This is a genomic window from Amycolatopsis sp. 505 (assembly GCF_031625235.1).
Taxonomy (GTDB): domain Bacteria; phylum Actinomycetota; class Actinomycetes; order Mycobacteriales; family Pseudonocardiaceae; genus Amycolatopsis.
This window is the reverse complement of the sequence record NZ_JACKQP010000005.1, coordinates 87,964-112,097: the sequence shown is the minus strand read 5'-3', so window position 1 is coordinate 112,097 and position 24,134 is coordinate 87,964. Positions and strand designations below refer to the sequence as shown.

The window sequence follows — 24,134 nt, the reverse complement described above, 5'->3', positions numbered from 1 at the left end:
GGCTCGACCCCGGGCCGGTTCGCCCTGCCCGGAGGAGATCCTTCGATGCAACTGAGACGTCCATTCGTCTTGGCCGCGAGCGGCGCCCTCATCGCCGCGGTGTGCACGACCACCACCGCCCAGGCCCAGCCCGTCACCCCGAACGCCGTCCCGGACGCCCAGACCCTGGCCGTGTCGGCGGCGGCCGGGCTCGTGGCGAGCAGGCCCGCCGCGCTGCACGCGAGCGCGGACGACGTTTTCCTGGCCCAGAAGGCGATTTCCGCCACCAACGGCCTGAAGTACATCCCGTACGAGCGCAGCTACAAGGGCCTGGCCGTGGTGGGTGGCGACTTCGTGGTCGCGACCGACTCGACCGGCCAGGTGCTCGGCACCTCCGTCGCGCAGGACCAGACGATCGACCTCGCCACCACGACGGCGAAGGTCTCCCAGGCCGCGGCCGAGGCGACCGCGCGGCAGCAGCTGTCCGCGGTCGACAGCGTCAGCCCGGCGCAGCAGGTCGTCTACGCGCTCGGCACGCCGGCGCTGGCGTGGAAGAGCACCGTCGTCGGCCGCGACGCCGAAGGCCCGAGCCGGCTCGACGTCATCGTCGACGCCACCACCGGCAAGGTGCTCAAGACGCAGGAGCACGTCCTCAACGGTGACGGCACCAGCGCGTGGAACGGCCCGAACCCGGTGCACCTCGACACCACGCACTCGGGCAGCACGTACTCGCTGAAGGACCCCACGATCACCAACACGTCCTGCCAGGACGCGGCCAACAACACCACCTTCAGCGGGCCGGACGACCTCTGGGGCAACGGCACCGCCAGCAACCGGGAGACCGGCTGCGTCGACGCGCTGTTCGCCGCCCAGACCGAGAACAAGATGCTCTCGCAGTGGCTGGGCCGCAACAGCTTCGACGGCAACGGCGGCGGCTGGCCGATCCGCGTCGGCCTCAACGACCAGAACGCCTACTACGACGGCAGCCAGGTCCAGATCGGCAAGAACACCGCCGGCGGCTGGATCGGCTCGATCGACGTCGTCGCGCACGAGCACGGCCACGGCATCGACGACCACACCCCGGGTGGCATCTCGGGTGCGGGCACCCAGGAGTTCGTCGCGGACGTCTTCGGCGCGGCGACCGAGTGGTTCGCGAACGAGCCCGCTCCCTACGACCAGCCGGACTTCCTCGTCGGCGAGCAGGTCAACCTGGTCGGCTCCGGCCCGATCCGCAACATGTACAACCCCTCGGCGCTGGGCGACAAGAACTGCTACGACAGCAGCGTTCCCAACGGTGAGGTGCACGCGGCCGCCGGCCCCGGCAACCACTGGTTCTACCTGCTGGCCGAGGGCACGAACCCGACCAACGGGCAGCCGACCAGCAGCACCTGCAACAGCTCCACCATCACCGGCCTCGGCGTGCAGACCGCGGTGAAGATCTTCTACAACGCGATGCTGCTCAAGACCACCAGCAGCTCGTACCTGAAGTACCGCACCTGGACGCTGACCGCGGCGAAGAACCTGTTCCCGGGCAGCTGCACCGAGTTCAACACCGTCAAGGCGGCGTGGGACGCGATCAGCGTGCCGGCGCAGTCGGCCGACCCGACCTGCTCGGCGACCGGCACCGTCACCGTGTCCAACCCGGGCAACCAGTCCACCGTGACCGGCGCTTCGGTCAACCTGCCGCTGTCGGCTTCCGGCGGCACCGCGCCGTACACCTGGTCGGCCACCGGCCTGCCGGCCGGCCTGTCGATCAACGCCTCCACCGGCACGATCTCGGGCACCGCGACCACCGCGGGCACCTCGAACGTCACGGTGACGGCGAAGGACGCGGCCAACAGGACCGGCACGGCGTCGTTCTCGTGGACGGTCGGCACCACCGGCGGCTGCTCCGGCCAGAAGATCGCCAACGGCGGCTTCGAGTCCGGCGCGACCAGCTGGACCGGCACCACCGGCTCCATCGGCCAGTGGGGTTCGCAGGGCGAGGCCGCCCACGGTGGCACGTACTCGTCCTGGCTGGACGGCTACGGCACCACGCACACCGAGTCGATCGCGCAGTCGGTGAGCATCCCGGCGGGCTGCCACGCCAGCCTGACGTTCTACCTGCACATCGACACCGCGGAGACCACCTCCTCCACCGCCTACGACAAGCTGACCGTCACCAACGGCAGCACGACGCTGGGCAGCTACTCCAACCTGAACAAGGCGTCCGGGTACGCGCTCAAGACCATCGACGTCTCGTCGGCGGCCGGCGGCACCCTCGCGCTGAAGTTCACCGGCACCGAGGACAGCTCGTTGCAGACCTCGTTCGTCATCGACGACGTGGCCGTGACGCTGAGCTGAAGCTGAACCACTGAAGCGGGGAGACCACGGTCTCCCCGCTTCAGTGGTTTCCGGAGCAGAATCGGCGCATGGACACCGAAGAGCTGCGCGCGACCCAGGCCCCGCTGAAGGACAAGTACCGCGAGCAGCCGGAGAGCGCGCTCGTGACGCTGCACGCCGACGCCGAACTGGACGGCCTCGGCATCTCCTGCAAGGTCGAGACCGGCCGCGCGGTCGTCGAGGCCGGGCTGCACCCGGCGACCGGCGGCGACGGCACCCTCGCCTGTTCGGGGGACATGCTGCTCGAAGCGCTCGTCGCCTGCGCGGGCGTGACGCTGCGGGCCGTCGCGACGTCGCTGGGTCTCGAGGTCCGCGGCGGGCGCGTCCGGGCCGAGGGCGACCTCGACTTCCGCGGCACGCTGGCTGTCGCCAAGGACGCGCCGGTGGGCTTCCGCGCCATCCGGCTTTCGTTCGACCTGGACACCGACGCCGGCGAGGACGAGCTGGCGACGCTCAAGAAGCTGACCGAGCGCTACTGTGTCGTCTTCCAGTCGCTGCGGACGCCGCCGGAGTTCGCCGTCACGCTTTCGGCGGCTCAGGGATAAACCCGGAGGACAAATCGGGCAGGGTGGCCTAGCTTGTCGGGGTCACCTGAAGGGGGAGCCACCATGCCACAGCCGGGACCGGACGTCGCCGTCCGGGTACGCGGGCTCGTGAAGACCTACGGTTCGACGCGCGCGCTCGACGGCGTCGACCTCGACATCCCGGCCGGGCAGGTGCTCGGCCTGCTCGGCCCGAACGGCGCCGGGAAGACCACCACCGTGCGCATCCTGACCACGCTGCTGCGCCCGGACTCGGGGTCCGCGCACGTGGCCGGGTACGACGTGCTGGCCGAGCCGGACGAGGTGCGGCAGCGGATCGGGCTGTCCGGCCAATACGCGGCCGTCGACGAGAACCTCACCGGGTTCGAGAACCTCTACATGGTGGGGCGGCTCTACGGCCGGAAGAAGGCCGCGGCCCGCACGCGCGCCCGGGAGCTGCTGACGCGGTTCCGGCTCGAAGAGGCCGCCGACCGGCCGGCGAAGGGCTATTCCGGGGGCATGCGCCGCCGGCTCGACCTGGCCGGCGCGCTGGTCGCCGAGCCGACCGTCGTCGTGCTGGACGAGCCGACCACGGGCCTCGACCCGGGCGGGCGCCTCGACACCTGGGCCGTCATCAAGGAGCTCGTGGCCGACGGCACGACCGTGCTGCTGACGACGCAGTACCTCGAGGAGGCCGACCAGCTCGCCGACTCGATCGTGGTGATCGACCACGGCCGGGTGATCGCGCGCGGCACGGCGGACGAGCTGAAGGCCCAGATCGGCGGCGAGCGCCTGGAACTGGTCGTCGCCTCGGCCGCGGACCTGCCGGTGACGCTGGACGTCCTGCGCGAGGTCGGCACGGGTGAACCGTCCGGCGACGACCACACGCGGCGGGCCGAGATCCTGGTCGACACCGGCCCGAAGGCGCTGATCGAGGCGTTGCGGCGGCTCGACTCCCACGGCATCACGGTCCAGGACGTCGGCTTGCACCGCCCGACCCTGGACGACGTCTTCCTGTCCCTGACCGGCCACGGTGCCTCGGCTGAGGAGGCGGCGAAGTGAACGCGCTCGCAAAAGGCATTTCCGACGGCGGCATCGTCACCTGGCGCAACCTGATGAACGTCCGCCGCAACCCCGACTGGCTGATGGCGGCGACGCTGCAGCCGATCATGTTCGTGCTGTTGTTCGCGTACGTCTTCGGCAACGCGATCGGCGGCGAAGCGGGCGGCGCGGCGTACCGCGAGTTCCTGATCGCCGGGATCTTCGCCCAGACGGTGGCGTTCAACTCGGCGTTCACGGTCATCGGCTTCGCCAACGACCTGCAGAAGGGCATCATCGACCGGTTCCGCTCGCTGCCGATGTCCCGGGTCGCGGTGGTGCTCGGCCGCACGACGTCGGACCTGGTGGTCAGCGTGGTGGCGCTGGTCGTGATGTCGCTGTGCGGGCTGCTGGTGGGCTGGCGCATCCGCGGCAGCTTCTGGGACGCGCTGCTCGGCTACCTGGTGATGCTGATGTTCGCGTGGGCGCTGTCCTGGGTCGGCGCACTGATCGGCCTGGCCGCGCGCAGCGTCGAGGTGGCGCAGAGCGCCGGGCTGATCTGGATGTTCCCGCTGAGCTTCATCTCCTCGGCGTTCGTCCCGACCGACACGCTCCCGGCGTTCCTGAAGGCGATCGCGGACTGGAACCCGTTCACGGCGGTGATCAACGCGACCCGTGACCTGTTCGGGAACAAGTTCGGCGCCCCGCAGACGGGCTGGCCGGCGGAGAACGCGGCCCTGTATTCGATCCTGTGCTGCGTGGCGATCATCGCGATCTTCGCCCCGCTGGCGACGGCCCGGTACCGCCGGGTGGCGAGTAAGTAGGACCGTCCGAAGAGGACTGGATCAGTCCTCTTCGGACAGCTCCACGATCGGGATCGCCCGCTTGGCCTGGCGTGCCTTCGCCTGGTGGTCCGCGAAAAACGGATACTCCTTCTCCAGCTCCGTCCACGTCCGGACGTAGTCCGCCCCGAGCAGTGGCAGCGCCTCGGCGTCGAACTCCCGCCCGTCCAGCTCGACGTGCACCCGCGGGTCCGCCTCGAGGTTCAGGTACCAGTCCGGGTGCCGGGGCGCGCCGATGTTGGACGCCACCACGAGCCACCGGTCGCCGTCGCGGTGGACCATCATCGGGACCGTCCGGGGCTCGCCGGTGCGCCGGCCCGTCGTCGTGAGCAGCGCCAGCCGCTCGCGGTGCATGCCCTCGACCTCGCCGCCCGCGCGGAACTGCTCGATCACCCGGCGGTTGGTCTCCGCGATGTCCACGACGGTCACCGGTCGTAGTACCGGGTCGGCGGGTCCTGCTGGGTCCACTGCTGCCGGGTCGGCGGCGGGGGCGCGGCGCTCTGCTGGCTGCGCCGCCGGTGCAGCGTGCGGGCGCTGGCCGCCATGCTGTTCACCACCGCGGCGATCACCAGGCCGATCACCAGGTTGATCACCGCCGTGGCGATCTTCGCGCTCGGTGCGACCGTCAGGGTCAGCGGCAGCACCACGGCGATCAACGTCACCAGCACCATGATCCAGCCGAAGAACTGGGACGGTGCCGGCGTCGCCACGCTCAGCAGGTGCATCAGCCCGGTGGCGAGCAGGGCCACCGCGGCGGCGACCAGCGCGTACGTCGTGGTGCTCGCGTTGCCCCAGACGCCCTCGCCTTTTGGGGCGAGCACTTCGACCTCGAAGATCCCGCGGGCGATCAGCAGGCCGACGACCGCGAGCAGGGCCGCGACCACCGCCGTCGCCACGCCGCCCGCCCACAGCCGGCGCGCGTCGATCCCCGGGCGGACGTCCTGCGGCTGGTTCCCGTAGTACTCGGACATCACGGCCTTCCCTCGCCTCGGCAGTGCCTCCGCTCCCGATTGTCCCCCGATTCGGCCCCGGCCGCGATTTGCGCTGGAGCGCACTCCAGCTCGTAGCGTCGGAGCCATGACCACCGCACAGCACAAGATCGGTTCGGGCTTCGGCGCCACCACCACGGCCGCCGAAGCCGTCGCAGGCGCCGACCTCACCGGGAAGCTCGCCGTCGTCACCGGCGGGTACTCCGGGATCGGCCTCGAAACCACCCGCGCGCTGACCGGCGCCGGCGCCCACGTCGTCGTCCCGGCCCGCCGCCGCGAGACCGCCGAGGAAGCGCTCGCCGGAATCGAGAACACCGAGGTCGGCGAGCTGGACCTGGGCGACCTCGAGAGCGTCCGCGCGTTCGCCGACCGGTTCCTGGCGACCGGGCGTGAGATCGACCTCTTCATCGCCAACGCCGGCATCATGGCCTGCCCGGAGACCCGGGTCGGGCCGGGCTGGGAGGCCCAGTTCGCCACCAACCACCTCGGCCACTTCGCGCTGGTCAACCGGCTGTGGCCGGCGATCGCCGAGGGCGCCCGGGTGGTCTCGCTGTCCTCGCGCGGCCACCACTACTCCCCGATCCGCTGGGACGACGTCCAGTTCGAGACCGGCTACGAGAAGTGGCAAGCCTACGGGCAGGCCAAGACCGCGAACGTGCTGTTCGCCGTGCAGCTCGACCGGCTGGGCGCCGAGAAGGGTGTCCACGCGTTCGCGCTGCACCCGGGCGGCATCATGACGCCGCTGCAGCGGCACCTGCCGCGGGCGGAAATGATCGAACGCGGCTGGATCGACGAGGCCGGGAACTACCTGATGGAGTTCAAGACGCCCGAGCAGGGCGCGGCGACCACGGTCTGGGCGGCCACCTCGCCGCAGTTGGCCGGGCTCGGCGGGCTGTACCTGGAGGACTGTGACGTCGCCGAGCTCGCGCCGGAGGACGCCGAGGGCCTCGCGGCTTCGGGTGTCCGCCGGTACGCCGTCGACCGCGAGCAGGCCGCGCGCCTGTGGACGCTGTCGGCGCAGCTCACGGGCGTGGACGCGTTCGCACGGCCCTGACTGTCACGTCGGCGGGCCCCCGGACGATACTTTCTTCGTGATCTTCCGACGTTTGCCGGTCACGGAGCCGGGGTACCTGGCGCCCGTGGCCGACGAAGCCGGGAGAACGGGGCGCCCGCCGACTGACGACGGGGCCGAGGTCACCTGTGGCCGTTACGCGATGGGTGAGTTCACCATCACCCCGCGCAGCGCCCTCGACGACGAGCGGCCGCCGGGTTTGCTGGGCGGGCGCTACGAAGTCGGCAGGCTGATCGGCAGCGGCGGCACGGCCCGCGTGTACCGAGCCTACGACGTGCGGCTGACCCGCGAGGTCGCCGTCAAGATCTACGACCGCGACGCGGTGGCGCTCGACCAGCGGCGCCGGCTGCGCGAGATGACGATCCAGGGCAGCATCAGCCACCCGGGCGTGGTGGCGCTGCTGGACAGCGGCACCGAGAACGGCCGGACGTACCTGGTCATGCAGCTCGTCGAGGGCGAGAACCTCGCCGAGCGCCTGCTGGGCGGCCCGCTGCCGGCGGCGGACGTGACGGCACTGGCGGACGGGCTCGCCGAAGCACTGGCCCACGTCCACGCGCGGCGCATCGTGCACCGCGATCTGAAGCCGGCCAACGTGTTCCTGTCCGCGGACGGTCCCCTGATCGGCGACTTCGGCATCGCCCACGCCCTCGACACGACGCACATCACGGGCACGGGCCTGATCCCGGGCACGGCGGCGTACCTGGCGCCGGAGCAGGTGTCGGGCGAGCCGGCCGGCCCGCCGGCGGACGTGTACGCGCTGGGCTTGATCCTGCTGGAATGCCTGACGGGCCAGCGGGAGTACCCGGGCACCATGGTCGAGGCGGCCATGGCCCGGCTGACGAGACCACCCCGCATCCCGGAGGACGCACCGGCGACGTTGGCGTACACGTTGCGCCGGATGACGCAGCGCGAGCCGGCCGACCGCCCGACGGCGGCGAAGGTGCTGGACATGCTGCACGCGCCGCCGCCGACGTTGCCGTGGAGCAGGACGCAGCGCAGCCCCCGCTGGCGCCGCCGCCCGGACGCGGGAATTGCCGCCGGGGCGGGTGCGGCTGCGGGGCCGCCCGACGTGACGGAGGCTTTCAGCCCGGCGCGAGGCGAGCTGGGCGCCGGGGTCCACGATGCGGCGGCGGGCGCAGGCGCGGCGGGAAGCGAACTCGGCGCCACGGGACACGGTGCGGCGGTGGGCCACGGCCCAGCGCGAGGCGAACTCGGCGCTGTAGGGCCCGATGCAACCGCGGGCTTCAGCCCGGCGCGAGGCGAACTCGGCGCCCCGGGGCGCCGGCGCTTGGCTGCCGTGGCCGGGCTGAGCGTCGCCGCCGTTGCGGCCGTGGCCGCCCTGCTTCTCACCCAGCACGAAACCGGGACCGGTTCACCCGCGCAGCCGCCCGCCGCGAACTCTCCCGCCCCTTCCGTCACCCCCTCGTCGTCCACCCCTCTCGCCGAGTCCGGGACCTCCGCGCCGGGCACGTCGCGGCCCGGCGGGACCGGCGGCTCCGGCACGCAGCCCGGCACCAGCGAAGCCGCGTCGCTCGAACCCGCCGCCGTGACGCACGACAGCCCGCACGAGGAGCCGGCGAAGCCACCCGGCAAGCCCCCGAAGACCGACCCGCCCGGCAAGACCAAGGGCAAGGGTCCCGGCCACGACTCGTGAGCGGGACCTCCGGCGCGCGAATCCGGGTCCAACGGCCCTGGTGCCGAAAAGGGCCGGGAATGGCGGGTAATTCGATTCCGTGAATTGGGACTCGAACCAATAACGGCAGGTAACCGAAGGCCGGTCCGGGCCGACTCACTCCACGGTGCCGCCGCCGGGAATCCCCTCCCGGCCGGTTCGACGAGCATCCCCCGGAGGTCTGAATGAGTGTCCACGCTGCCCTCGCGCGGCCGGTTTTCCGCACACCGAGCGGCCGGCACGCCAAGCCGGGTCCCGCGTGGCCGCGGGTCGCCGGCCGGGCAGTTTTCCTGATCACGGCCGTGTTGTGCGCCGGTGCCGTCTTCGCGCTCGGGTGGCCGCCCGCGTTGCTGGCGGTGCCCGCCGCCGCGTTCGTGCTGCTCGTCGCGGGCGTGGCGAAATTGCGGACCGCGAGCCGGAAGATCGACACCATCCTCGCCGAAGAACTGCCGGAATCCGATTGATCAAGCGAGGGCGTAGAAGTCCTCGAGCACCGCTTCGCCGGCTTCGGTATCGGGCACGGCGACGTCCCAGCACACCTGCCCGTCTTCGACGGCGATGTCTATGTCAGCTTCCTTGTCGACAAGGACGTTTCGAGCCTAGAGTCTGGACCTGACTCCAGAGTCAAGGGAGAAGCCCGTGAAGATCGGCGAGGTGGCCCGGCGCCCCAGCGGCTACCGGGTGTTCCCCGCGTCGGCGGCCGACCGCATCCGTTCGGCGAAAGCGTTGCAGGACGTGGGTTTCACCCTCGACGAGGTGACCGACGCCCTGCGCGCCCACGACACCGGCGACGCCACCTGCGAGACCGAGCGCCGGCGCCTGGAGGCGGTCGTCGCCCGGCTGGACGAACGGATCGCCGCACTGCACCGCGTCCGCACCAAGGCGGCGGAGAGCCTGGCGGACTGCCGGGCCGGCTGCTGCCGGCTGGTCGGCGGCGGAGCCTGAGCGTGGAGTTCTTCTGCTACCACCGCGACCGCCCCGGGTCTTCGGCGCTGCGGCAGGAAACGCTGGAAGCGCACTGGTCGTACCTGGACCGGTTCGCCGACCGGATGATCGCCCGCGGCCCGACGCTGGCCGCCGACGGCACCCCGACCGGCAGTGTGCACGTCCTCGACCTGCCGGACCCGGCCGCCGCCCGCGCGTTCGCCTTCGACGAGCCCACCTACCAGGCCGGGGGCTACCGCGACGTCCTGCTGCGCCGGTGGCGCAACACCCTCGGCACCACCATGTGGGAGTCCCCCGGCGAGCCGTCCGGCTTCCTGGTCCTCGGCCTCGCCGAGGGGCCACCCGCCGACGTCGGGCGCCCGGAGGGGCACGACCTCATCGCCTACGGACCGCTCCTGTCCGACGACGGCGCCACCTGGCTCGGCACCGCCGCGCTGGTCAGAGCGGCCGCTCCCACCGCGGCGCGTACCGTCCTCACCGCGGACCGGTACGCCGCCGTCGAAGTCCACACCTGGCGGTTCGGCGGGCGGGTCACCGCAGGTCCAGCCACATGATGCGCAGCCCGACGTCCCCGGCGACCGGGTGGCGGAAGGCTCCGGGCGCCGTTCCGAGCGTCACGAACCCCAAGCTCTCGTACAGCCGGACCGCGGCCACGTTCACGTCGACGACCGCGTTGAACTGGATCGCCGCGAACCCGCTCCGCCGGGCCCAAGCGATCAGGTCCGTCGTGAGCGCCCGCCCGACACCCGTGCCGCGTGCCTCCTTCGCCACCATCAGGCTGCCGGAGGCGACGTGGCTGCCCGGCCCCGGCCGGTTGGCGTACATGTTCGCCGTGCCGGTCACCCGGTCGCCGTCGAGGGCGACGACCACGCGGGCCGGCGGGTCGCGCAGCCACATCTCCCGGGCGTCGCGCTCGGTCATCGCCGGGTCGTAGGGGAACGTCTGCCGCTCGGTGACGACGTCGTGGATGATCGGCCAGATGGCGGGCCAGTCCTCGGCGCGGGCTTCGCGGATCACGGCCGCACCGCCGCGCAGAGTTCCGGGACGACGGCCTCGATGTCGTCCCGCAGCACGAACGCGGCATCGTCGTCGTACGGCGTCGGGTCGCGGTTGACGACGACCAGCGTCGCCCCGGCCCGCACGGCGACCGTGCACAGTGACGCCGCCGGCTCCACCTGCAGCGTGCTGCCGATCGCGAAGAACAGGCCGCTCGCCGCCGCGATGTTCCGCGCGTGCCCGAGGACTCCGCCGTCGAGCAACTGTCCGAAAAGGACGACGTCGAGCTTGAGGATCCCGCCGCAGTGCCGGCACGACGGGTCGTCCTCGCCCGCTTCGAGGACATCGGCGGTCGGGAACCCGGCCGCGCAGCCGGTGCACCGCGTGGTGTGCACGCTGCCGTGCAGCTCGAGAACCTTGCGCTCGGCGAGCCCGGCCCGCTGGTGCAGGCCGTCGACGTTCTGGGTGAGCACCCGGACGGCGACGCCCGCGCTGTCGAGCTCCGCCAGCGCGCGGTGGGCGGCGTTCGGCTCGGCGCGCCACGCGGCGTGCCCCCGGTACGCGCGCCAGAATTCGCGGCGCACGCCGGCGTCGGCCATGAAGTTCTCGAGGGTGAAGGCGTTCACCGCGCTCGGCGTGCGCGTCCAGACGCCATCGGGGCCGCGGTAGTCGGGAATCCCGGACGCGGTGGAGATGCCCGCGCCGGTCAACGCGGCGACCCGCCGGGCCCCGCGGATCCGGTCGATGAGCTTGCCGTCCATGGTGCCGGAGGCTAACGGCTCGCGGACGGCGGCACGACCGGATTATCGCGCCTCTCGGTCCTTCCGCAGCCGCAACGCCAGCGCCGGGCACGCCGCGGCCGCGCGCCGCGCCTCGGCCACCAGTTCCGCCGGCACCGGGCCCGGCGCCACCACCGGATAGCCCCACTCGTCGAGGCGCACCAGTTCCGGCAGGAGGTCCGCGCACAACCCGTGCGCGCTGCACCCGATCGGGTCCACTGTCACCTTCATGCGACACCCGCCGGGATCCGGCACCGGCCGCCGGCCTCGTGGGTGCGGACGTCGGCGTCGAAGACCGCCAACGCGCTGGCCGCGAGCCGCGCCGCGCCGTCCGGGTGGGCGCACGCGCCGCGGCCGGTCAGCAACGGGAGGCGGCGGGCCAGCCGGGCCGTCGCCGGGCCACCGCGGACCAGCTCCGCGAAGTCCGCCGCGATCGACGGCAGGCCGAACGTGCACGGCCCGCACTGGCGGGCCGACTCCGCCGCCAGGAACGCCAGCACCTTCGCCGTGTACGCCAGCCCGCAGTCACGCGCGGGGAGCGCGTAGACCGCGGCGATCCCGGACAGGCCGGAGCCGAGGTCCGCGGTCCACGTTCCGCCGGCGAGCACCGCCTGCACCGGTTCCGCTTCGCCGCCCGCCGCGGCCAGCACCCCCGCCAGGGACGTCCCCTCGGCCACCTCCACGACGCCGGGCCGCCGGACCGCGCCGGTCACCGTGACGAGGTCGGTCCGGGACGCGCGATAATGGTTCGGCCCCAGCAGGACCACCGACGCCAGCTGCGCCAATGTCTCCACATTGGACACCAGGGTGGGCCGCCCGCGCACGCCGCGTTCGGCGGGCCGGGGCCGCTTGCCCAGCGGCCGCGCGTCCCCCGACGTCAGGTACCGGACGAGCGCGGTCTCCTCGCTGGCGACATAGCGGCGCGGGACCTCCGCGACCCGCACCGGCACCCGGTCTTCGCGTTCGCCGAGCGCCGCGCCGACGCTCGGCAGCGCCGGGCTGCCGGTGTGCACACAGAGCACGGCCTCGAGGGCGCCGGTCGCGTGGGCGGCGAGCTGCAGGCCGTCGAGCACGAGGTGCGGCGAAAGCGTGAGCAGCACGACGTCCTTCCGGCTGAGCGGGTCGCCTTCGCACCCGTTCGCGACGACGACCGAGCGGTTCGACCGCGCCGCGCGCAGCTTCACCGCCGTCGGGAAGCCCGCGCCGCCGCGGCCGCGCAGGTCCGCCGCTTCGACGGCGGCGATCAGCCGGTCGCGGCCGTCGTCGCCGTGGTAGGCGACCCACGGCACGACGCCGTTGCGGCGCCGGTGGCCGGCCAGGTCCAGCCGGTGCGGGGGCAGGATGCTCATCGGGTGCCTCCCAGGGCAGCGAACTTGCGGGCGTGGGTCGCGCGGTAGCCCGCCGAAGCGAGCACGGCCAGCACGCACAGGACGTCGAGCGCGACGATCCAGCCGTAGGCGGCGTCGTCTTCGGCCATGCCGAAGCCGTGCACCAGCGCGACCGGCCAGCACAGGTAGGCCAGCCAGTGCACAGCGCGCCAGGCCCGCGCCGGCAGCCGGGTGCGCAGCAGGCTGGTGACGACGATCGCGAGCAGCAGGTCGATCGCGACGGCGCCGAGCCCGACCCACAGCGGCTGGTAACCGGCGCCGAACGGGATCACGACGTCGAGCCAGCCGAGCGAGACGTAACCGTCGAGGATGGCCGACGCGATGTGCGCCGCGAGGAACGCCAGGCTGGTCAGCGCCAGGTTCCGGTGCACGGCGGCGACGGCGAACCGCGGCCATTCCCGCGTGGCGAACCGCCCGGCGCCGAGCGCGCCGAGGACGACGACGCCGGTGAAGAGCACGAGCGAGACGAGCCCGGTCGCGCGGCTGAAGTACCACACCGCGGAGCTCATGCCGCCGCCCGTTCCGCGGGCCAGCCGGGGGTCGTGACGACGTCGCCGTCCACGCCGGCCAGCCGTGCGGGGAGGTTCCGCCGCTCGAGCCAGCCGGGTGCGGCGCCGCCGAGGACGATCGCCGCCGTGCTCGCGGTGTTGGCGTCCACAGTGGACTTCGCGGCGACGGTGACCGTGCGCCAGCGCGCTTCCGGGATGTCGCCGGTGCGCGGGTCGACGATGTGGTGCACGGTCCGGCCGCCGTGGCGCCAGCGCCGCCGGGTGGTGCCCGAGGTGGCGAGCGCGCCGTCACGGTGGAGGGCGACGGTGGCGGCCGGCCGGGTGACGGCGTCCGCGTGGTCGTCGCCGAGCGCGATCTGCCAGCCGCCGTCGGGCGGCGGCCCGGCGGCGCGCAGATCGCCGCCGAGGTTCACCAGCGCTCCGCAGCCGGTGGTGGTGTGGATCCGCCGGGCGGCCCGGTCGGCGGCGAGGGCCTTGGCCGTCGCGCCGAGGTCGAGGTGCACGCCCCGAGGGAGGACGACGAGCCGCCGGGCGGGGTCGAAGAGGATCCGGTGCCAGCCGGGCGCGGGAGCCGCCGGTGTCGCGAATGACTCATTCGGGACTTCGGAGGTCCCCAATGAGTCATTCGCGACCTCCGAAGCCGCGGTGTTCCGTTCAGCGGCAACCGAAGCGAAATCACCGTCGTAGCCCAGCGCGCACACCGCCGCCCCCACCGTCGGGTCGACCAATCCGTCCGTCAGCCGCGCCGCGCGCAACGCCACCTTCAGCGCCTCCGCGAGCAACGGCCCCACGCGGACCTCCCGCCCGGCTGCCTCGTGCAGCCGCGAGATCTCCGAGTCCGGCCGGAACCGGCTGCACGCCGCGTCGATCGCCGCCAGTTCCTCCCGCAGCAGGGCGACCGCCTCCCCCAGCCGGGTGGGATCCGTGACGATCAGCTCGGCCGTCGTGCCCAGGGCCGGGAACGCCGTCGTCATGACGCCCCCGAACCGGTGTGCGCGTGGCCGGATCCGCTGCTCAAGCCGCTGTCGGGCGCCTGAAGCTGGTCCTGGGAGCCGGTCGAGTCGGTGGAATCGGAAGTGGAGGTCGAATCCGAGGTCGTGGCCGAAGCCGTCGAGAGGCCGAAGCCGATGGCGCCTGCTGCGGCCGCGCCCAGTACCGCGGCGGCCGCCGTGGCCAGCGCGGCCTTGCGGCGTCCCTGCTCGCGGCGGGCGGGTCCGGCCGGGGTGGTGGGTTCCATGGCACCGAGTGTCGGCGCCGTTCCTTTGAACGAGCTGGGAACGACCTGTCAAAGCCCTGGCGCACCAACCAAAGGAGGTTGACACCGGAAAGCCATTCACCCACTCTTTCCGTTGTCCGCCGGAGGTTTCCTGGTGTTCACGAACCGGACCACAGCACCTCACGAACCGGTCCCCTGCCGTGGGCACCATGAGGCGCCCACCCCCTCAGTGCTGGAGGACCCATGATCCGGAAGCGGATCTTCGCCGCGTTCGCCGCGGCCGCCCTGGTCACCGCCGGTGCGGTCACCGCCGCTGTCACCGGAACCGGCGAGCCGGCCGCCGTCCGGCCGACCGCCGCGGCCGTGCCGGCGTTCGACCACATCGTCCTCGTCATGTTCGAGAACAAGAAGTACTCCTCGATCAACGGCAGTTCCAGCGCGCCCTACTTCAACACCCTCGCCTCGCAGAGCGCGAAGTTCACGAACTCGTTCGCGATCACCCACCCGAGCCAGCCCAACTACGTCGCCCTCTTCTCCGGCGCGACGCAGGGCGTCACCGACGACAGCTGCCCGGCCAACCTCGGCGCGAAGGCGAACCTCGGCCGTCAGCTGATCGACGCGGGCAAGACCTTCAAGGGCTACTCCGAAGCCATGCCTTCGGACGGCTACACCGGCTGTTCCAGCGGCACCTACCGCCGCAAGCACAACAGCTGGGTCGACTTCTCCAACGTCCCCGCCGCGAGCAACGTCCGGTTCTCGGGCTTCCCCTCGGACTTCACCCAGCTGCCGACCGTCGCCTTCGTGACCCCCGACATGTGCAACGACATGCACGACTGCAGCATCGGCACCGGCGACACGTGGCTGAAGAAGAACCTCGACGCCTACGCCCAGTGGGCCAAGACGCACAACAGCCTGCTGATCACCACGTTCGACGAGGACAGCAACACCTCGGTCAACCAGATCTTCACCACCTTCACCGGCGCGAACGTGAAGGTCGGCAGCTACAGCGAAACGATCAACCACTACACGGTGCTGCGCACCATCGAGGCGGCGTACGGCCTGCCCGGCATCGGCAACGCCGCGAGCAAGTCGCCGATCCTCGACGTCTGGCAGTAACCACGTGTACCTGTCCACCATCGGCCGCCGAGAGCACGCCGGGACGGTGTCCCGGCGCAAGCTCTCGGCGGTCGGCGCGAACGTCTTCGCGCTGGGTGCCGTCAGCCTCGTCACCGACGTCTCCTCCGAGATGGTCACCGCGGTCCTGCCGGTGTACCTCGTCCTCGGCCTGCACCTGAGCCCCGCCGCGTACGGCCTGGTCGACGGCCTCTACACCGGCGCGACGGCGCTGCTGCGGATCGCCGGCGGGTACGTCGCCGACCGGGTCCGGCGGCGCAAGGTCGTGGCCGGCGCCGGCTACGCGCTGTCCGCGGTGATGAAGCTCGGCCTGCTCGTGGCCGGGTCGTCGGCGACGGCGATCGGCGCGGTGATCACGCTCGACCGCACCGGCAAGGGTCTGCGGACGGCTCCGCGGGACGCGCTGATCACGCTGTCGGCCCCGGAACCGCTGCTCGGGCGGGCGTTCGGCGTGCACCGCGCGATGGACAGCATGGGCGCGTTCGCCGGGCCGCTGGTCGCGCTCGCCGTGCTGGCCGCCGTCGGCGCGGCCGACCCCGAGGCGTTCGACGCCGTGTTCGTCGTCAGCTTCTGCATCGCCGCGATCGGCGTGCTGCTGCTGGTGCTGTTCGTCCGCGACCGCCGCACGCCGAAAGCCACCGCGACGCCGGTCTCGCCGCGGGCGGCGGCCGCGTTGCTGCGCGGCAGCGGCGTGCGGCGCCTCCTGGTGGCCGCGTGCGTGCTCGGGCTGGCCACGGTCGGCGACGGGTTCGTCTACCTGCTGCTGCAGCACAAGGAGGACATCGCCACCGGCTGGTTCCCGCTGCTCGCCGTCGGCACGAACCTCAGCTACCTGCTGCTCGCCGCGCCGCTGGGCGCGCTCGCCGACCGGGTCGGTCGGCTGCCGGTGGTGCTCGGCGGGTACGGCGCGCTCGCGCTGGTCTACCTGTTGCTGGCCGGGCCGGTGACCGGGTGGCCGCTGTTCGCGCTGTCGCTCGCCTTGTACGGCGCGTTCTACGCGGCGACCGACGGCGTCCTCATGGCCCTCGCCGGCCCGCTGCTGCCGGAGTCGTTGCGCACCACGGGGATCTCGCTGGTGCAGACCGCGCAAGCGCTGGCGTACTTCGCCTCGTCCGTCCTGTTCGGACTCGCCTGGCAGTTCTGGGGCGCGGATCGCGCGATCGCCGTCGCGGCGGGCGGAGCCGTGGTCGCGATCGCGGCGACCTTCGCGGTACTGCGGAAGGTGAAGGCGTGAAGACGCGGATCCTCATCGCGGTCGTCGGCGTGCTCGTGCTCGCCGGAGCCGCGGTCGCGTACGTCGGGTTCGCGAGCGCGCGCGGCCACGACGTCACCGCGACCGGCGCGGTCAGCCTCGCCCCCGGTCCGCGGCTGCTGTTCCGCAGCACCGCCGACGCCGACCGGGGGCACGTCGCCACGGTGTCCGCCACCGACCCCGGCGGACCGCGGACGGTGTCGCCGCTGTCGTGCGCGCGGGTGTACGCCGCCGGCGGCACCGGGCTCTGCCTGCGCCAGGACGGCGACCTGACCACCTACCAGCTGGCGGTGCTGGACACCGCGCTGGCGGTGCGGCGGGAGATCCCGCTGGTCGGGCTGCCGAACCGGGCGCGGGTGTCGGCGAGCGGCCGGATGCTCGCGTGGACGGTGTTCGTCACTGGCGACTCCTACAACGGCGGGATGTTCTCCACCCGCGCCGGCATCCTCGACACGGCGACCGGCGACCTCGCGGGCACCCTGGAGGACTACGCGGTGACCCTCGACGGCCGGCCGTACCAGGCGGCCGACCTCAACTTCTGGGGCGTCACGTTCACCCGCGACGACCGCCACTTCTACGCGACGATGTCGACGTCCGGCCACCGTTACCTGGTCGCGGGCGACTTCGCCGCGCACACGATCCGCACGCTGCGCGAGAACGTCGAGTGCCCTTCGCTGTCCCCCGATGGGACGCGGGTGGCGTTCAAGTCCGCTGTGGACGGCGACCCGGCGCGCGGGTGGCGGCTGTCGGTGCTGGACCTCGCGGCTTCGAAGGTGACGCCGCTGGCCGAGACCCGCAGCGTCGACGACCAGCCGGCCTGGCTCGACGGCCACACGATCGGCTACGGCCTGCCCCGCGGCCCGGGCCACGCGGACGTCTGGTCGGTCCCGGCCGACGGCTCGGGCGCGCCCCGGCTGCTGATCCCGGACGCCGAGTCGCCCGCCGCGCTGGGACCGTGATCGCCGGCGCCTCCCGGGTGCAGCCGCGGCCCCGGAGGTCGCGAATGACTCATTCGCGGCAACGGCTAGTCCAGTTTGCGCAGCCCGTCGAGGATGCGGCGCATCAGGTCGGTGTCCGGGGGCGCGAAGGCGAACCGCGGCGCCGAGGCCCCCGCGGTCGCCGGGCGCGGGGCCGGCGGCGGGAGGATGCCGGCCACGCGGGACGGCAGCCGGGTCATCGCGGGTTCGCGGCGGGTCTGCGCGGGGATCGGCAGCGTCGGCAGGGCCACCGTGCCCGCTTCGGCCAGCCGCCGGGTGGCGTGCTCCCGCCGCAGGCGCGACTGGATCCCGGCCACGGTGAAGTCCGGCTCGGGGTCGGCGGCGGCCGGCCGACGGCGGGGCCGCCGCCGTTCCAGGCTGATCGCCCAGGCCGCCGCGGCGAAGGCCGGCAGCAGCAGCCCGGCGACGATCGCGAGGCCCGGCAGGTCGACGGCCATCAGGCGGCCCCGGGCACAGGTAGGAGCATGACGTTCACTTCCGGACGGACGGTTCTTCCGCAGCATGGCCGACACCTGGATATTCGACTTCAACGAATTTTCGCGGACCCCGCAGCCATCATGAATGACGGTCGACGCTCCCGCAAGCGGCCGAACGGGGTCGGCCGTCCGGACGGTAAAACTGCAGCTCGGCGTGGTTCCGCGGCAGGTAGACCGCGCCCTTCACCCAGTAGTACGGACGCAGGTTCGATCCGGTTCACCGCATTTTTGTACGATTCGTGTACACCGCCGCGGCAAACTCCGGAAATGCGCATCCGGACCTGGCTCGTGGCCGCCACGCTGGCGCTCCCCGGGCTCGCCCCCGCGTCCCCGGCCCTCGCCGCGGACGGCAATCCGCTCGAGAAGACGAACGGCTTCTACGCCGACCCGGACTCCAACCCGGCCGGGTGGGTCCGCGACCACCCGAACGACAGCCTGGCCGGCCCGATCGGGACGTCGATCGCGACCAAACCCGGCGCGCGCTGGTTCGGCAACTGGAGCGGTGACATCCGCGCGGCCGCCGACTCCTACACCTACGCCGCCGATGTCGCCGACAAGCTGCCCGTCCTGGTCGCCTACAACATCCCCGGCCGCGACTGCGGCGGCGAGTCGACCGGCGGCGCCGGCAGCCCGCAGGCCTACCGCGACTGGATCTCCGCGTTCGCCGACGGCATCGGCGGCAAGCCGGCGCTCGTGATCATCGAGCCGGACGCGCTCGCCCAGCTCGACTGCCTGCCCGGCGACGCCCGCCAGACCCGGATCGACCTGCTGAAGTTCGCCGCCATGCAGTTCGCGCAGAAGGCCCGGAACACGTGGGCCTACCTGGACGGCGGCAACGCCACCTGGATCCCGGCCGCGACGATGGCCGCGCGGCTGAAGCAGGTGGGCGTGCAGTCCGTCCACGGCTTCGCGCTGAACGTGTCCAACTTCTACACCACGGCCGAGTCGACGACCTACGGCAAGGCGGTCGACGCGGCACTGGGCTACGCGGCGCCGTTCGTGGTCGACACCAGCCGCAACGGCAACGGCCACGGCAACCCCGACGACAAGCTGTGGTGCAACCCGCCGAAGCGCAAGCTCGGCGCGACGTCCCAGCTCGGCGGCGGCCCGGAGATGCAGCTGTGGATCAAGGTCCCGGGCGACTCCGACGGCAGCTGCGGCCACGGTTCGGGCATCCCGGCGGGCACGTTCGGCCCGAGCCTGGCCGACCACCTGATCAAGGGCGACTGACCAGGTCGCACGCCGTCGCCAGCTCCGCCGGGGTCGCCCCGGCGGGGCGGGCGATCGTCGCCGAGGCCGGCGGGCGTACGCCGCGCAGCCACCCGCCGAGGGCGTCGAACGCCGTCCGGAAGCACGGGCCCAGCGGGCGCAGCCGGTCCGGGTAGGCGTCGACCAGCCCGTCGACGTGGTTGCCGCCCTCGATCCGGTAGTACCGGTGCAGCGCCCCGCGCCCCGAGTCGCGGATCATCCGGTCGTAGACGTCGGAGTCGCGGGTGATCGGCAGCAGCGTGTCGAGCGTTCCGTGCAGCGTCAGCAGCGGTTTGCCGATCCGGCCGGTCAGCGAGATTCGCTCGACCGCCCGGGCCACGGACCGCGGCCGGGACGCATACGCGTAGTCGGCGTCGCACGACGGCGTTCCCGAGGCGCAGAACGGGGTACCGGCCTCGAGCGGGCCGTCGAACGACGGGTCGACCTCTTCGCGGTAGATCCGCTGCGTCAGGTCCCAGTAGACGCGGTAGTGGTAGTCCCACAGGAACTCCGACCCCGGCGCGAACCCGGCGTCCAAAATGGACTGGTGGGCCGCTGCCGATCCCGCCGCGTAGGCCGGGTACGCGCGCAGGGCCGGCGGCAGGAACGTGAGCAGGTTCGGCCCGTCGGCCCGCCACAGCGTCCCTTCCCAGTCGACGCCGCCGTCGTAGAGCCACGGCCGGTTCTCCAGCTGCCACCGCACGAGGTACCCGCCGTTGGACAGCCCGGCCGCGAGGGTCTTCGTCACCGGACGGCCGTAGTGCCGGGTCGCGGCGGCGCGGGCGGCCAGCGTCAGCTGCGTGACGCGCGAGTTCCACTCGGCCAGCGCGTCCCCCGGCCGGACGCCGTCGGTGAAGAACGCGGCGCCGGTGTTGCCCTTGTCGGTCGCGGCGAAGGCATAGCCTTCCGCGAGCGCCTGGTCGCCGATCGCGCGGTCGTTCGCGTACTGGCGGCGGACGCCGGGCGAGCCGGAGACGACCAGGCCGCCGTTCCACCGGTCCGGCAGCCGGAGCACGAACTGGGCGTCGTGGTTCCAGCCGTGGTTGGTGTTCGCCGTGGAGGTGTCCGGGAAGTAGCCGTCGACCTGCACGCCGGGCACCGCGCCGAAGGTCGGCAGCCCCGCCGACGTCAGCCCGGCCCAGTCCGCCTCGACGGTGTGCCCGGACGCGAGCGTGCCGGTCGTCGTCAGGTCGTCCAGGCAGGCGGCGACCTGCTGTTGCGCGCCCGGCACGGTGGCCGAGCAGTGCCGCCCGGCCGAAGCCGACGCCGGCGCGGGCAGCGCCACCGCGAGCGCGCCCGCCAGAACCCAAACCAGCCAACCCCGCACGGTTCACCTCCGGTCTCCGAGGTCCCCAGCCAAGCGCGTGCCGCGGCCGCGAGCCATCCCGCCGGCCACCATGAATCGGCGAGCCGATGTGGTGGGCGGACACATGGTCCGGACCGCGGAGCCGCCTTAGCGTCGCTGAGGACCCTCTCAACGACGAGAAGGAGCCCACCATGCGCAAGCTCGCTTTCGCCGGCCTCGCCGCGATCACCGCCGCCGTGCTCACCACCGTCGGGGTGGCCGCCGCCGACCCGCCGCCGTCGTCCCTGGTCCAGGTGCCGAACTTCGGCACCAATCCCGGCAACCTGGCGATGTACACCTACACCCCCGCCGGCCTCGGGACCGGCCGTCCGGTGGTCGTCGCGCTGCACGGCTGCACGCAGAGCGCCGCGGACTACTACGCCCATTCGGGCTGGCCGGAACTGGCCGACCGCTGGCGGTTCGAGGTCGTGTTCCCGCAGACGTCCACGGCGAACAACTCGCTGAAGTGCTTCACCTGGTTCGACCCGGCCGACGACACGCGCGGAAAGGGCGAAGCGGCGTCGATCAAGTCCATGGTGGACAAGGCGGTCGCCGACCACGGCTCGGACACCGCGCGCGTCTTCGTCACCGGCTTGTCGGCGGGCGGCGGGATGGCGGCCGACCTGCTGGCCGCGTATCCGGACGTCTTCGCCGGGGGTGGCATCAACGCGGGCTTGCCCGCGCAGTGCGCCACCAGCATCACGCAGGCGTCGGGCTGCCAGCAGAACGACCAGCACCTGACCCCGGCCCAGTGGGCGGCGAAGGTCAAGGCGCAGTACCCGGGTTACGGCGGGCCGTGGCCGCGCGTCGCGATCTGGCAGGGCGCGGGCGACTACACGGTCGCCCCGGTCAACGGCACCGAACTGCGCGACCAGTGGACGGCGGTGCACGGTGTAGCGCAGACGCCGACGAGCACGCAGTCCCTGCCGGGCGGAACGACGCTGACGACGTATGCGGACAAGGTGCAGCTGTACTCGATCGCGGGGATGGGCCACGGCACCGCGGTCGACCCGGGGACCGGCTCGACCCAGTGCGGCAGCACCGGCGCGTACTTCCTGGCCGGGATCTGCTCCAGTTACTACACGGGCGTGTTCTTCGGTCTGGACAACGGATCGGGCACGCCGCCGCCCACGACGACGACCAGCACTACCACCACAGCGCAGCCGGGAACGTGTGTGAACGCGAGCAATTACGCCCACACGCAGGCGGGCCGCGCGCACCAGAGCGGCGGCCAGACGTACGCGAACGGTTCGAACCAGGCCATGGGGCTGTGGAACACCTTCACGATCCACGCCCTGCGGGAGACGTCCCCGGGCTACTGGGTACTCGCCGACGGGCAGTGCTGACGCTCCGGGGCTGCTCAGCCCGCATGGGCAGCCCCGGTCTCTTCGCCGGAATGCTCGGTGTCCTCCTGCCAATTCCCGGCCAGTTCCCTGACATATCCGGGACTTCGTCCGGTCAGTCCTGGTTTCCCCGCTCCGGCGCCGGATAGCATGGCTCACCTTCGAGCTCGCCCGGGACGGAGAAGCGCATGAGGGGCAACGTGTGTGCCGGCGAGAGCGAACAGCTTCGGCTGAGGTACCTCCCGGACCTCGATCGGGTGGTTCTCGGCGGCGACGTCCGACCGCGTTTGCTCAGCGTGTGCTTCGAACCCACGAACCGGTGCCCCGGCAAGTGCCCGTATTGCCTCATCGAAGAGCATGACCGGGACTGGCCGACGAGCTCGCTCAAGGCCGTCATCGAAGCACTTCTCGAGCACGGCACCGCGCGATTCGGATTCGGCGGCGGCGAGCCACTGCTGCGGGAGGACCTGCGCGAACTCGGCGTGCTCGTCAGAGAACGCGGCGCAGGCGCACTGCTTCGGACGAGCGGCATGTTCCCCATGGACATCCCGGCCCTGTCCGCGGCCTTCGACTGGTTCGACCTGTCCTTCGACTCCGTCGACGCCGACGTCTTCCGCCGGTGCCGGCCGGGTGTCCCGCACGACGTGCTGGTGGACAACCTGCTCGGCCTGGTCGAGACCGGCGCCCGGGTGCGGGTGAGCGTGCTCATCACGGCACGCAACCTCGATTCGGTCGACCGCACCGTGCGCTGGCTCGCCGCGATGGGTGTGCACCACGTGCGGTTGCAGCGACTCGTCCGGCGCGGCCAGGCCAAGGTCACCTGGGAGAAACTGAGCGTGCCGGCCGACATCGTGGAAGCTGTGCTGGCGGAGGAGGTGGCCGTGGGCAAGGAACTCGGCATCGACGTCCGCGAGCTGAAGACCGTATCCGACACCACTCTGTGCATCGTCAAGGGCAACGGCGAGTTCTTCAGCGGCGAGCCGACCGGGATCGTCCGGCGCGGCAGCGTCTTCCATTCAGCCGACTTGATCGGCATCGCCTCCCGCCTGTTCGACGCCCAGTCCAGGGCGTACCTCCATGGCTGAGGAACTGCGGGCCGCCTTCGAGGAACACGTCGCCGCCCAGTCGGGCGAGCACGTCGAGAGACTCGTCGACCGGTCCGCGAGCGTCCTCGCGTTCACCAGAACCCGAGTCTTCAAGATGTTTACCCTCGAACCGTTGGAACGAAGCCGACGCCGGCACGATTGGCTCGCTCGATACGGTGACCTCGAATGCCGGTATCACGTGGCCGAACTGGCTTCGGCAGACCGGGCGGTCCTGGCCATGGAACGGCTCCCCGGCGAGAAGCGGTTGCTGGACCTGTTCGACGCCGGCCCGTTCGACCTCGCCCAGCTCGACCGCGTCATCGCCCGTGTGGCATATCTACAGGCGGTTTCGAACGCAGCACCACTCCCTGCCGAGCTTTCCGGCGTCGACCTGCTCGAGAACCTCGGCAAACAGGCAGCACTCCTTCGCGGGGATACGCTCGCCGCGCTTGCCGACCACCTCCTGGACGTCGGTCGCCGGCTGCTGTCGACGCTGTCCGGCGCCGGCTGGCGGCCGGTCGTCCACGGCGATTTGCATGCCGCCAACATCTTCGTTCTGCCCGACCGGGTGGTATTGATCGACCCGGTTTTCTCGGAACGGAGAGCGCGCAGCGCACCCGGCTTCACCGAGCTGGCATCCCTCTATGCGGACGCGCTGGCGCTCGGGTTGGCTGACGTGATCGAGCGAATCGAACGGGATTTCGCAAGCCGGGGCCGGGTGGCATCCTGGCCCATCTTCCTGTTGAGTGTCTGTTTGAAGGCCTTGGTGCGCTACCGCGTCGCCAAGGGCTCACCGGACACACGAGCAGTACTCGCCGACCGGACGGATGACGAGTGGTGCTCAAGTGCACGAAGGGTGGCGGACCTGGTGGAGGTCCTGCTGGCGGAGCTCGTGGTCGCCGGCGGGCCGCGGCGGTGATCGAAC

At 72.1% G+C, this 24,134-nt stretch carries 27 protein-coding genes; 16 read left to right on the top strand and 11 right to left on the bottom strand.

What is annotated here, in order from left to right:
• The first annotated feature begins 45 nt into the window (after nt 1–45).
• The 4 genes from H5965_RS19605 to H5965_RS19590 all read left to right on the top strand — a co-directional run bounded on the left by H5965_RS19605 (nt 46) and on the right by H5965_RS19590 (nt 4,744).
• Nucleotides 46–2,322 carry a M4 family metallopeptidase gene (locus H5965_RS19605; protein ID WP_310971476.1) on the top strand — a complete coding sequence of 759 codons (2,277 nt, stop codon included), beginning with the start codon at nt 46–48 and terminating at the stop codon, nt 2,320–2,322.
• A 68-nt stretch (nt 2,323–2,390) separates the two neighbouring features.
• The gene (locus tag H5965_RS19600; protein ID WP_310971475.1) at nt 2,391–2,906 is read left to right on the top strand and encodes an OsmC family protein; all 516 of its coding nucleotides are present in this window, start codon (nt 2,391–2,393) and stop codon (nt 2,904–2,906) included.
• 63 nt (nt 2,907–2,969) lie between these two features.
• A complete protein-coding gene (locus H5965_RS19595; protein ID WP_310971474.1) occupies nt 2,970–3,944 on the top strand; it encodes an ATP-binding cassette domain-containing protein in 975 nt (324 codons plus the stop codon).
• Nucleotides 3,941–4,744: an ABC transporter permease gene (locus H5965_RS19590; protein ID WP_310971473.1), complete on the top strand. Its 804-nt coding sequence runs from the start codon at nt 3,941–3,943 to the stop codon at nt 4,742–4,744. The genes H5965_RS19595 and H5965_RS19590 overlap by 4 nt, the downstream gene beginning before the upstream one ends.
• Before the next feature lie 21 nt (nt 4,745–4,765).
• On the opposite strand, the gene H5965_RS19585 is transcribed toward H5965_RS19590, so the two are convergent.
• Together H5965_RS19585 and H5965_RS19580 are read right to left on the bottom strand one after the other, a co-directional pair.
• Entirely contained in the window at nt 4,766–5,191 is a 426-nt protein-coding gene (locus tag H5965_RS19585; RefSeq protein ID WP_310971472.1) for a nitroreductase/quinone reductase family protein, read from the bottom strand.
• Nucleotides 5,188–5,733 (bottom strand): DUF6069 family protein, encoded by a 546-nt coding sequence (locus H5965_RS19580; protein WP_310971471.1) that lies wholly within the window; start codon nt 5,731–5,733, stop codon nt 5,188–5,190. The genes H5965_RS19585 and H5965_RS19580 overlap by 4 nt, the downstream gene beginning before the upstream one ends.
• 106 nt (nt 5,734–5,839) lie before the next feature.
• On the opposite strand from H5965_RS19580, the gene H5965_RS19575 reads away from it, so the two are divergent.
• The 5 genes from H5965_RS19575 (at nt 5,840) to H5965_RS19555 (ending at nt 9,994) form a co-directional block, all read left to right on the top strand.
• Nucleotides 5,840–6,805 (top strand): SDR family NAD(P)-dependent oxidoreductase, encoded by a 966-nt coding sequence (locus H5965_RS19575; protein ID WP_310971470.1) that lies wholly within the window; start codon nt 5,840–5,842, stop codon nt 6,803–6,805.
• 160 nt (nt 6,806–6,965) lie between these two features.
• On the top strand, nt 6,966–8,477 hold the full coding sequence (locus H5965_RS19570) for a serine/threonine-protein kinase (protein WP_310971469.1): 1,512 nt from the start codon (nt 6,966–6,968) through the stop codon (nt 8,475–8,477).
• A gap of 203 nt (nt 8,478–8,680) precedes the next feature.
• Entirely contained in the window at nt 8,681–8,959 is a 279-nt protein-coding gene (locus H5965_RS19565; RefSeq protein WP_310971468.1) for a hypothetical protein, read from the top strand.
• A 175-nt stretch (nt 8,960–9,134) separates the two neighbouring features.
• Nucleotides 9,135–9,440: a MerR family DNA-binding protein gene (locus H5965_RS19560; protein ID WP_310971467.1), complete on the top strand. Its 306-nt coding sequence runs from the start codon at nt 9,135–9,137 to the stop codon at nt 9,438–9,440.
• Nucleotides 9,441–9,442: 2 nt separating this feature from the next.
• Nucleotides 9,443–9,994, top strand: a complete 552-nt coding sequence (locus H5965_RS19555; protein WP_310971466.1) for a YciI family protein — start codon at nt 9,443–9,445, stop codon at nt 9,992–9,994.
• Here H5965_RS19555 and H5965_RS19550 read toward each other — a convergent pair.
• The 7 genes from H5965_RS19550 to H5965_RS19520 are packed head-to-tail and all read right to left on the bottom strand — an operon-like array spanning nt 9,972 to nt 14,349.
• Nucleotides 9,972–10,457 (bottom strand): GNAT family N-acetyltransferase, encoded by a 486-nt coding sequence (locus H5965_RS19550; RefSeq protein WP_310971465.1) that lies wholly within the window; start codon nt 10,455–10,457, stop codon nt 9,972–9,974. The genes H5965_RS19555 and H5965_RS19550 overlap by 23 nt on opposite strands.
• A complete protein-coding gene (locus tag H5965_RS19545) occupies nt 10,454–11,197 on the bottom strand; it encodes a Sir2 family NAD-dependent protein deacetylase (RefSeq protein WP_310971464.1) in 744 nt (247 codons plus the stop codon). Before H5965_RS19545 ends, H5965_RS19550 begins: the two co-directional genes overlap by 4 nt.
• Nucleotides 11,198–11,239: 42 nt before the next feature.
• Entirely contained in the window at nt 11,240–11,446 is a 207-nt protein-coding gene (locus tag H5965_RS19540) for a ferredoxin (protein ID WP_310971463.1), read from the bottom strand.
• On the bottom strand, nt 11,443–12,564 hold the full coding sequence (locus H5965_RS19535; protein WP_310971462.1) for an NADH-ubiquinone oxidoreductase-F iron-sulfur binding region domain-containing protein: 1,122 nt from the start codon (nt 12,562–12,564) through the stop codon (nt 11,443–11,445). The genes H5965_RS19540 and H5965_RS19535 overlap by 4 nt, the downstream gene beginning before the upstream one ends.
• Complete coding sequence (locus H5965_RS19530; protein WP_310971461.1) at nt 12,561–13,112, bottom strand: ferric reductase-like transmembrane domain-containing protein; 552 nt, start codon at nt 13,110–13,112, stop codon at nt 12,561–12,563. Before H5965_RS19530 ends, H5965_RS19535 begins: the two co-directional genes overlap by 4 nt.
• Nucleotides 13,109–14,086, bottom strand: a complete 978-nt coding sequence (locus H5965_RS19525) for an FAD:protein FMN transferase (RefSeq protein WP_310971460.1) — start codon at nt 14,084–14,086, stop codon at nt 13,109–13,111. The genes H5965_RS19530 and H5965_RS19525 overlap by 4 nt, the downstream gene beginning before the upstream one ends.
• Complete coding sequence (locus tag H5965_RS19520) at nt 14,083–14,349, bottom strand: hypothetical protein (protein WP_310971459.1); 267 nt, start codon at nt 14,347–14,349, stop codon at nt 14,083–14,085. Before H5965_RS19520 ends, H5965_RS19525 begins: the two co-directional genes overlap by 4 nt.
• Nucleotides 14,350–14,571: 222 nt before the next feature.
• On the opposite strand from H5965_RS19520, the gene H5965_RS19515 reads away from it, so the two are divergent.
• Genes H5965_RS19515 through H5965_RS19505 form a run of 3 tightly spaced genes read left to right on the top strand, consistent with a single transcriptional unit; the run spans nt 14,572 to nt 17,673 of the window.
• Nucleotides 14,572–15,444 carry an alkaline phosphatase family protein gene (locus tag H5965_RS19515; RefSeq protein WP_310971458.1) on the top strand — a complete coding sequence of 291 codons (873 nt, stop codon included), beginning with the start codon at nt 14,572–14,574 and terminating at the stop codon, nt 15,442–15,444.
• Between the two features lie 4 nt (nt 15,445–15,448).
• Nucleotides 15,449–16,696: an MFS transporter gene (locus H5965_RS19510; protein WP_396136917.1), complete on the top strand. Its 1,248-nt coding sequence runs from the start codon at nt 15,449–15,451 to the stop codon at nt 16,694–16,696.
• A complete protein-coding gene (locus H5965_RS19505; RefSeq protein WP_310971457.1) occupies nt 16,693–17,673 on the top strand; it encodes a hypothetical protein in 981 nt (326 codons plus the stop codon). Before H5965_RS19510 ends, H5965_RS19505 begins: the two co-directional genes overlap by 4 nt.
• Before the next feature lie 65 nt (nt 17,674–17,738).
• Here the strand turns inward: H5965_RS19505 and H5965_RS19500 are convergent, their stop codons facing one another.
• A complete protein-coding gene (locus H5965_RS19500) occupies nt 17,739–18,149 on the bottom strand; it encodes a hypothetical protein (protein WP_310971456.1) in 411 nt (136 codons plus the stop codon).
• Between the two features lie 306 nt (nt 18,150–18,455).
• On the opposite strand from H5965_RS19500, the gene H5965_RS19495 reads away from it, so the two are divergent.
• Nucleotides 18,456–19,418, top strand: a complete 963-nt coding sequence (locus H5965_RS19495) for a glycoside hydrolase family 6 protein (RefSeq protein WP_310971455.1) — start codon at nt 18,456–18,458, stop codon at nt 19,416–19,418.
• Here the strand turns inward: H5965_RS19495 and H5965_RS19490 are convergent.
• Entirely contained in the window at nt 19,405–20,721 is a 1,317-nt protein-coding gene (locus tag H5965_RS19490) for a 3-hydroxybutyrate oligomer hydrolase family protein (protein WP_310972010.1), read from the bottom strand. The two genes, H5965_RS19495 and H5965_RS19490, sit on opposite strands and share 14 nt — an antisense overlap.
• A gap of 212 nt (nt 20,722–20,933) precedes the next feature.
• Between H5965_RS19490 and H5965_RS19485 the strand changes: the two genes are divergently transcribed.
• The 3 genes from H5965_RS19485 to H5965_RS19475 all read left to right on the top strand — a co-directional run bounded on the left by H5965_RS19485 (nt 20,934) and on the right by H5965_RS19475 (nt 24,128).
• Nucleotides 20,934–22,127 (top strand): PHB depolymerase family esterase, encoded by a 1,194-nt coding sequence (locus H5965_RS19485; RefSeq protein WP_310971454.1) that lies wholly within the window; start codon nt 20,934–20,936, stop codon nt 22,125–22,127.
• Between the two features lie 185 nt (nt 22,128–22,312).
• The gene (locus H5965_RS19480) at nt 22,313–23,209 is read left to right on the top strand and encodes a radical SAM protein (protein ID WP_310971453.1); all 897 of its coding nucleotides are present in this window, start codon (nt 22,313–22,315) and stop codon (nt 23,207–23,209) included.
• Entirely contained in the window at nt 23,202–24,128 is a 927-nt protein-coding gene (locus H5965_RS19475; protein ID WP_310971452.1) for a hypothetical protein, read from the top strand. Before H5965_RS19480 ends, H5965_RS19475 begins: the two co-directional genes overlap by 8 nt.
• The last annotated feature ends 6 nt before the right edge of the window (nt 24,129–24,134 follow it).

Bases quoted from the DNA above. Each gene is read 5' to 3' on its own strand.
- H5965_RS19605 (WP_310971476.1), top strand. From the start codon at position 46: ATGCAACTGAGACGTCCATTCGTCTTGGCCGCGAGCGGCGCCCTCATC.
- H5965_RS19600 (WP_310971475.1), top strand. From the start codon at position 2,391: ATGGACACCGAAGAGCTGCGCGCGACCCAGGCCCCGCTGAAGGACAAG.
- H5965_RS19595 (WP_310971474.1), top strand. From the start codon at position 2,970: ATGCCACAGCCGGGACCGGACGTCGCCGTCCGGGTACGCGGGCTCGTG.
- H5965_RS19580 (WP_310971471.1), bottom strand. From the start codon at position 5,733: ATGTCCGAGTACTACGGGAACCAGCCGCAGGACGTCCGCCCGGGGATC.
- H5965_RS19575 (WP_310971470.1), top strand. From the start codon at position 5,840: ATGACCACCGCACAGCACAAGATCGGTTCGGGCTTCGGCGCCACCACC.
- H5965_RS19570 (WP_310971469.1), top strand. From the start codon at position 6,966: ATGGGTGAGTTCACCATCACCCCGCGCAGCGCCCTCGACGACGAGCGG.
- H5965_RS19565 (WP_310971468.1), top strand. From the start codon at position 8,681: ATGAGTGTCCACGCTGCCCTCGCGCGGCCGGTTTTCCGCACACCGAGC.
- H5965_RS19545 (WP_310971464.1), bottom strand. From the start codon at position 11,197: ATGGACGGCAAGCTCATCGACCGGATCCGCGGGGCCCGGCGGGTCGCC.
- H5965_RS19540 (WP_310971463.1), bottom strand. From the start codon at position 11,446: ATGAAGGTGACAGTGGACCCGATCGGGTGCAGCGCGCACGGGTTGTGC.
- H5965_RS19535 (WP_310971462.1), bottom strand. From the start codon at position 12,564: ATGAGCATCCTGCCCCCGCACCGGCTGGACCTGGCCGGCCACCGGCGC.
- H5965_RS19530 (WP_310971461.1), bottom strand. From the start codon at position 13,112: ATGAGCTCCGCGGTGTGGTACTTCAGCCGCGCGACCGGGCTCGTCTCG.
- H5965_RS19525 (WP_310971460.1), bottom strand. From the start codon at position 14,086: ATGACGACGGCGTTCCCGGCCCTGGGCACGACGGCCGAGCTGATCGTC.
- H5965_RS19520 (WP_310971459.1), bottom strand. From the start codon at position 14,349: ATGGAACCCACCACCCCGGCCGGACCCGCCCGCCGCGAGCAGGGACGC.
- H5965_RS19515 (WP_310971458.1), top strand. From the start codon at position 14,572: ATGATCCGGAAGCGGATCTTCGCCGCGTTCGCCGCGGCCGCCCTGGTC.
- H5965_RS19500 (WP_310971456.1), bottom strand. From the start codon at position 18,149: ATGGCCGTCGACCTGCCGGGCCTCGCGATCGTCGCCGGGCTGCTGCTG.
- H5965_RS19495 (WP_310971455.1), top strand. From the start codon at position 18,456: ATGCGCATCCGGACCTGGCTCGTGGCCGCCACGCTGGCGCTCCCCGGG.
- H5965_RS19485 (WP_310971454.1), top strand. From the start codon at position 20,934: ATGCGCAAGCTCGCTTTCGCCGGCCTCGCCGCGATCACCGCCGCCGTG.
- H5965_RS19480 (WP_310971453.1), top strand. From the start codon at position 22,313: ATGAGGGGCAACGTGTGTGCCGGCGAGAGCGAACAGCTTCGGCTGAGG.
- H5965_RS19475 (WP_310971452.1), top strand. From the start codon at position 23,202: ATGGCTGAGGAACTGCGGGCCGCCTTCGAGGAACACGTCGCCGCCCAG.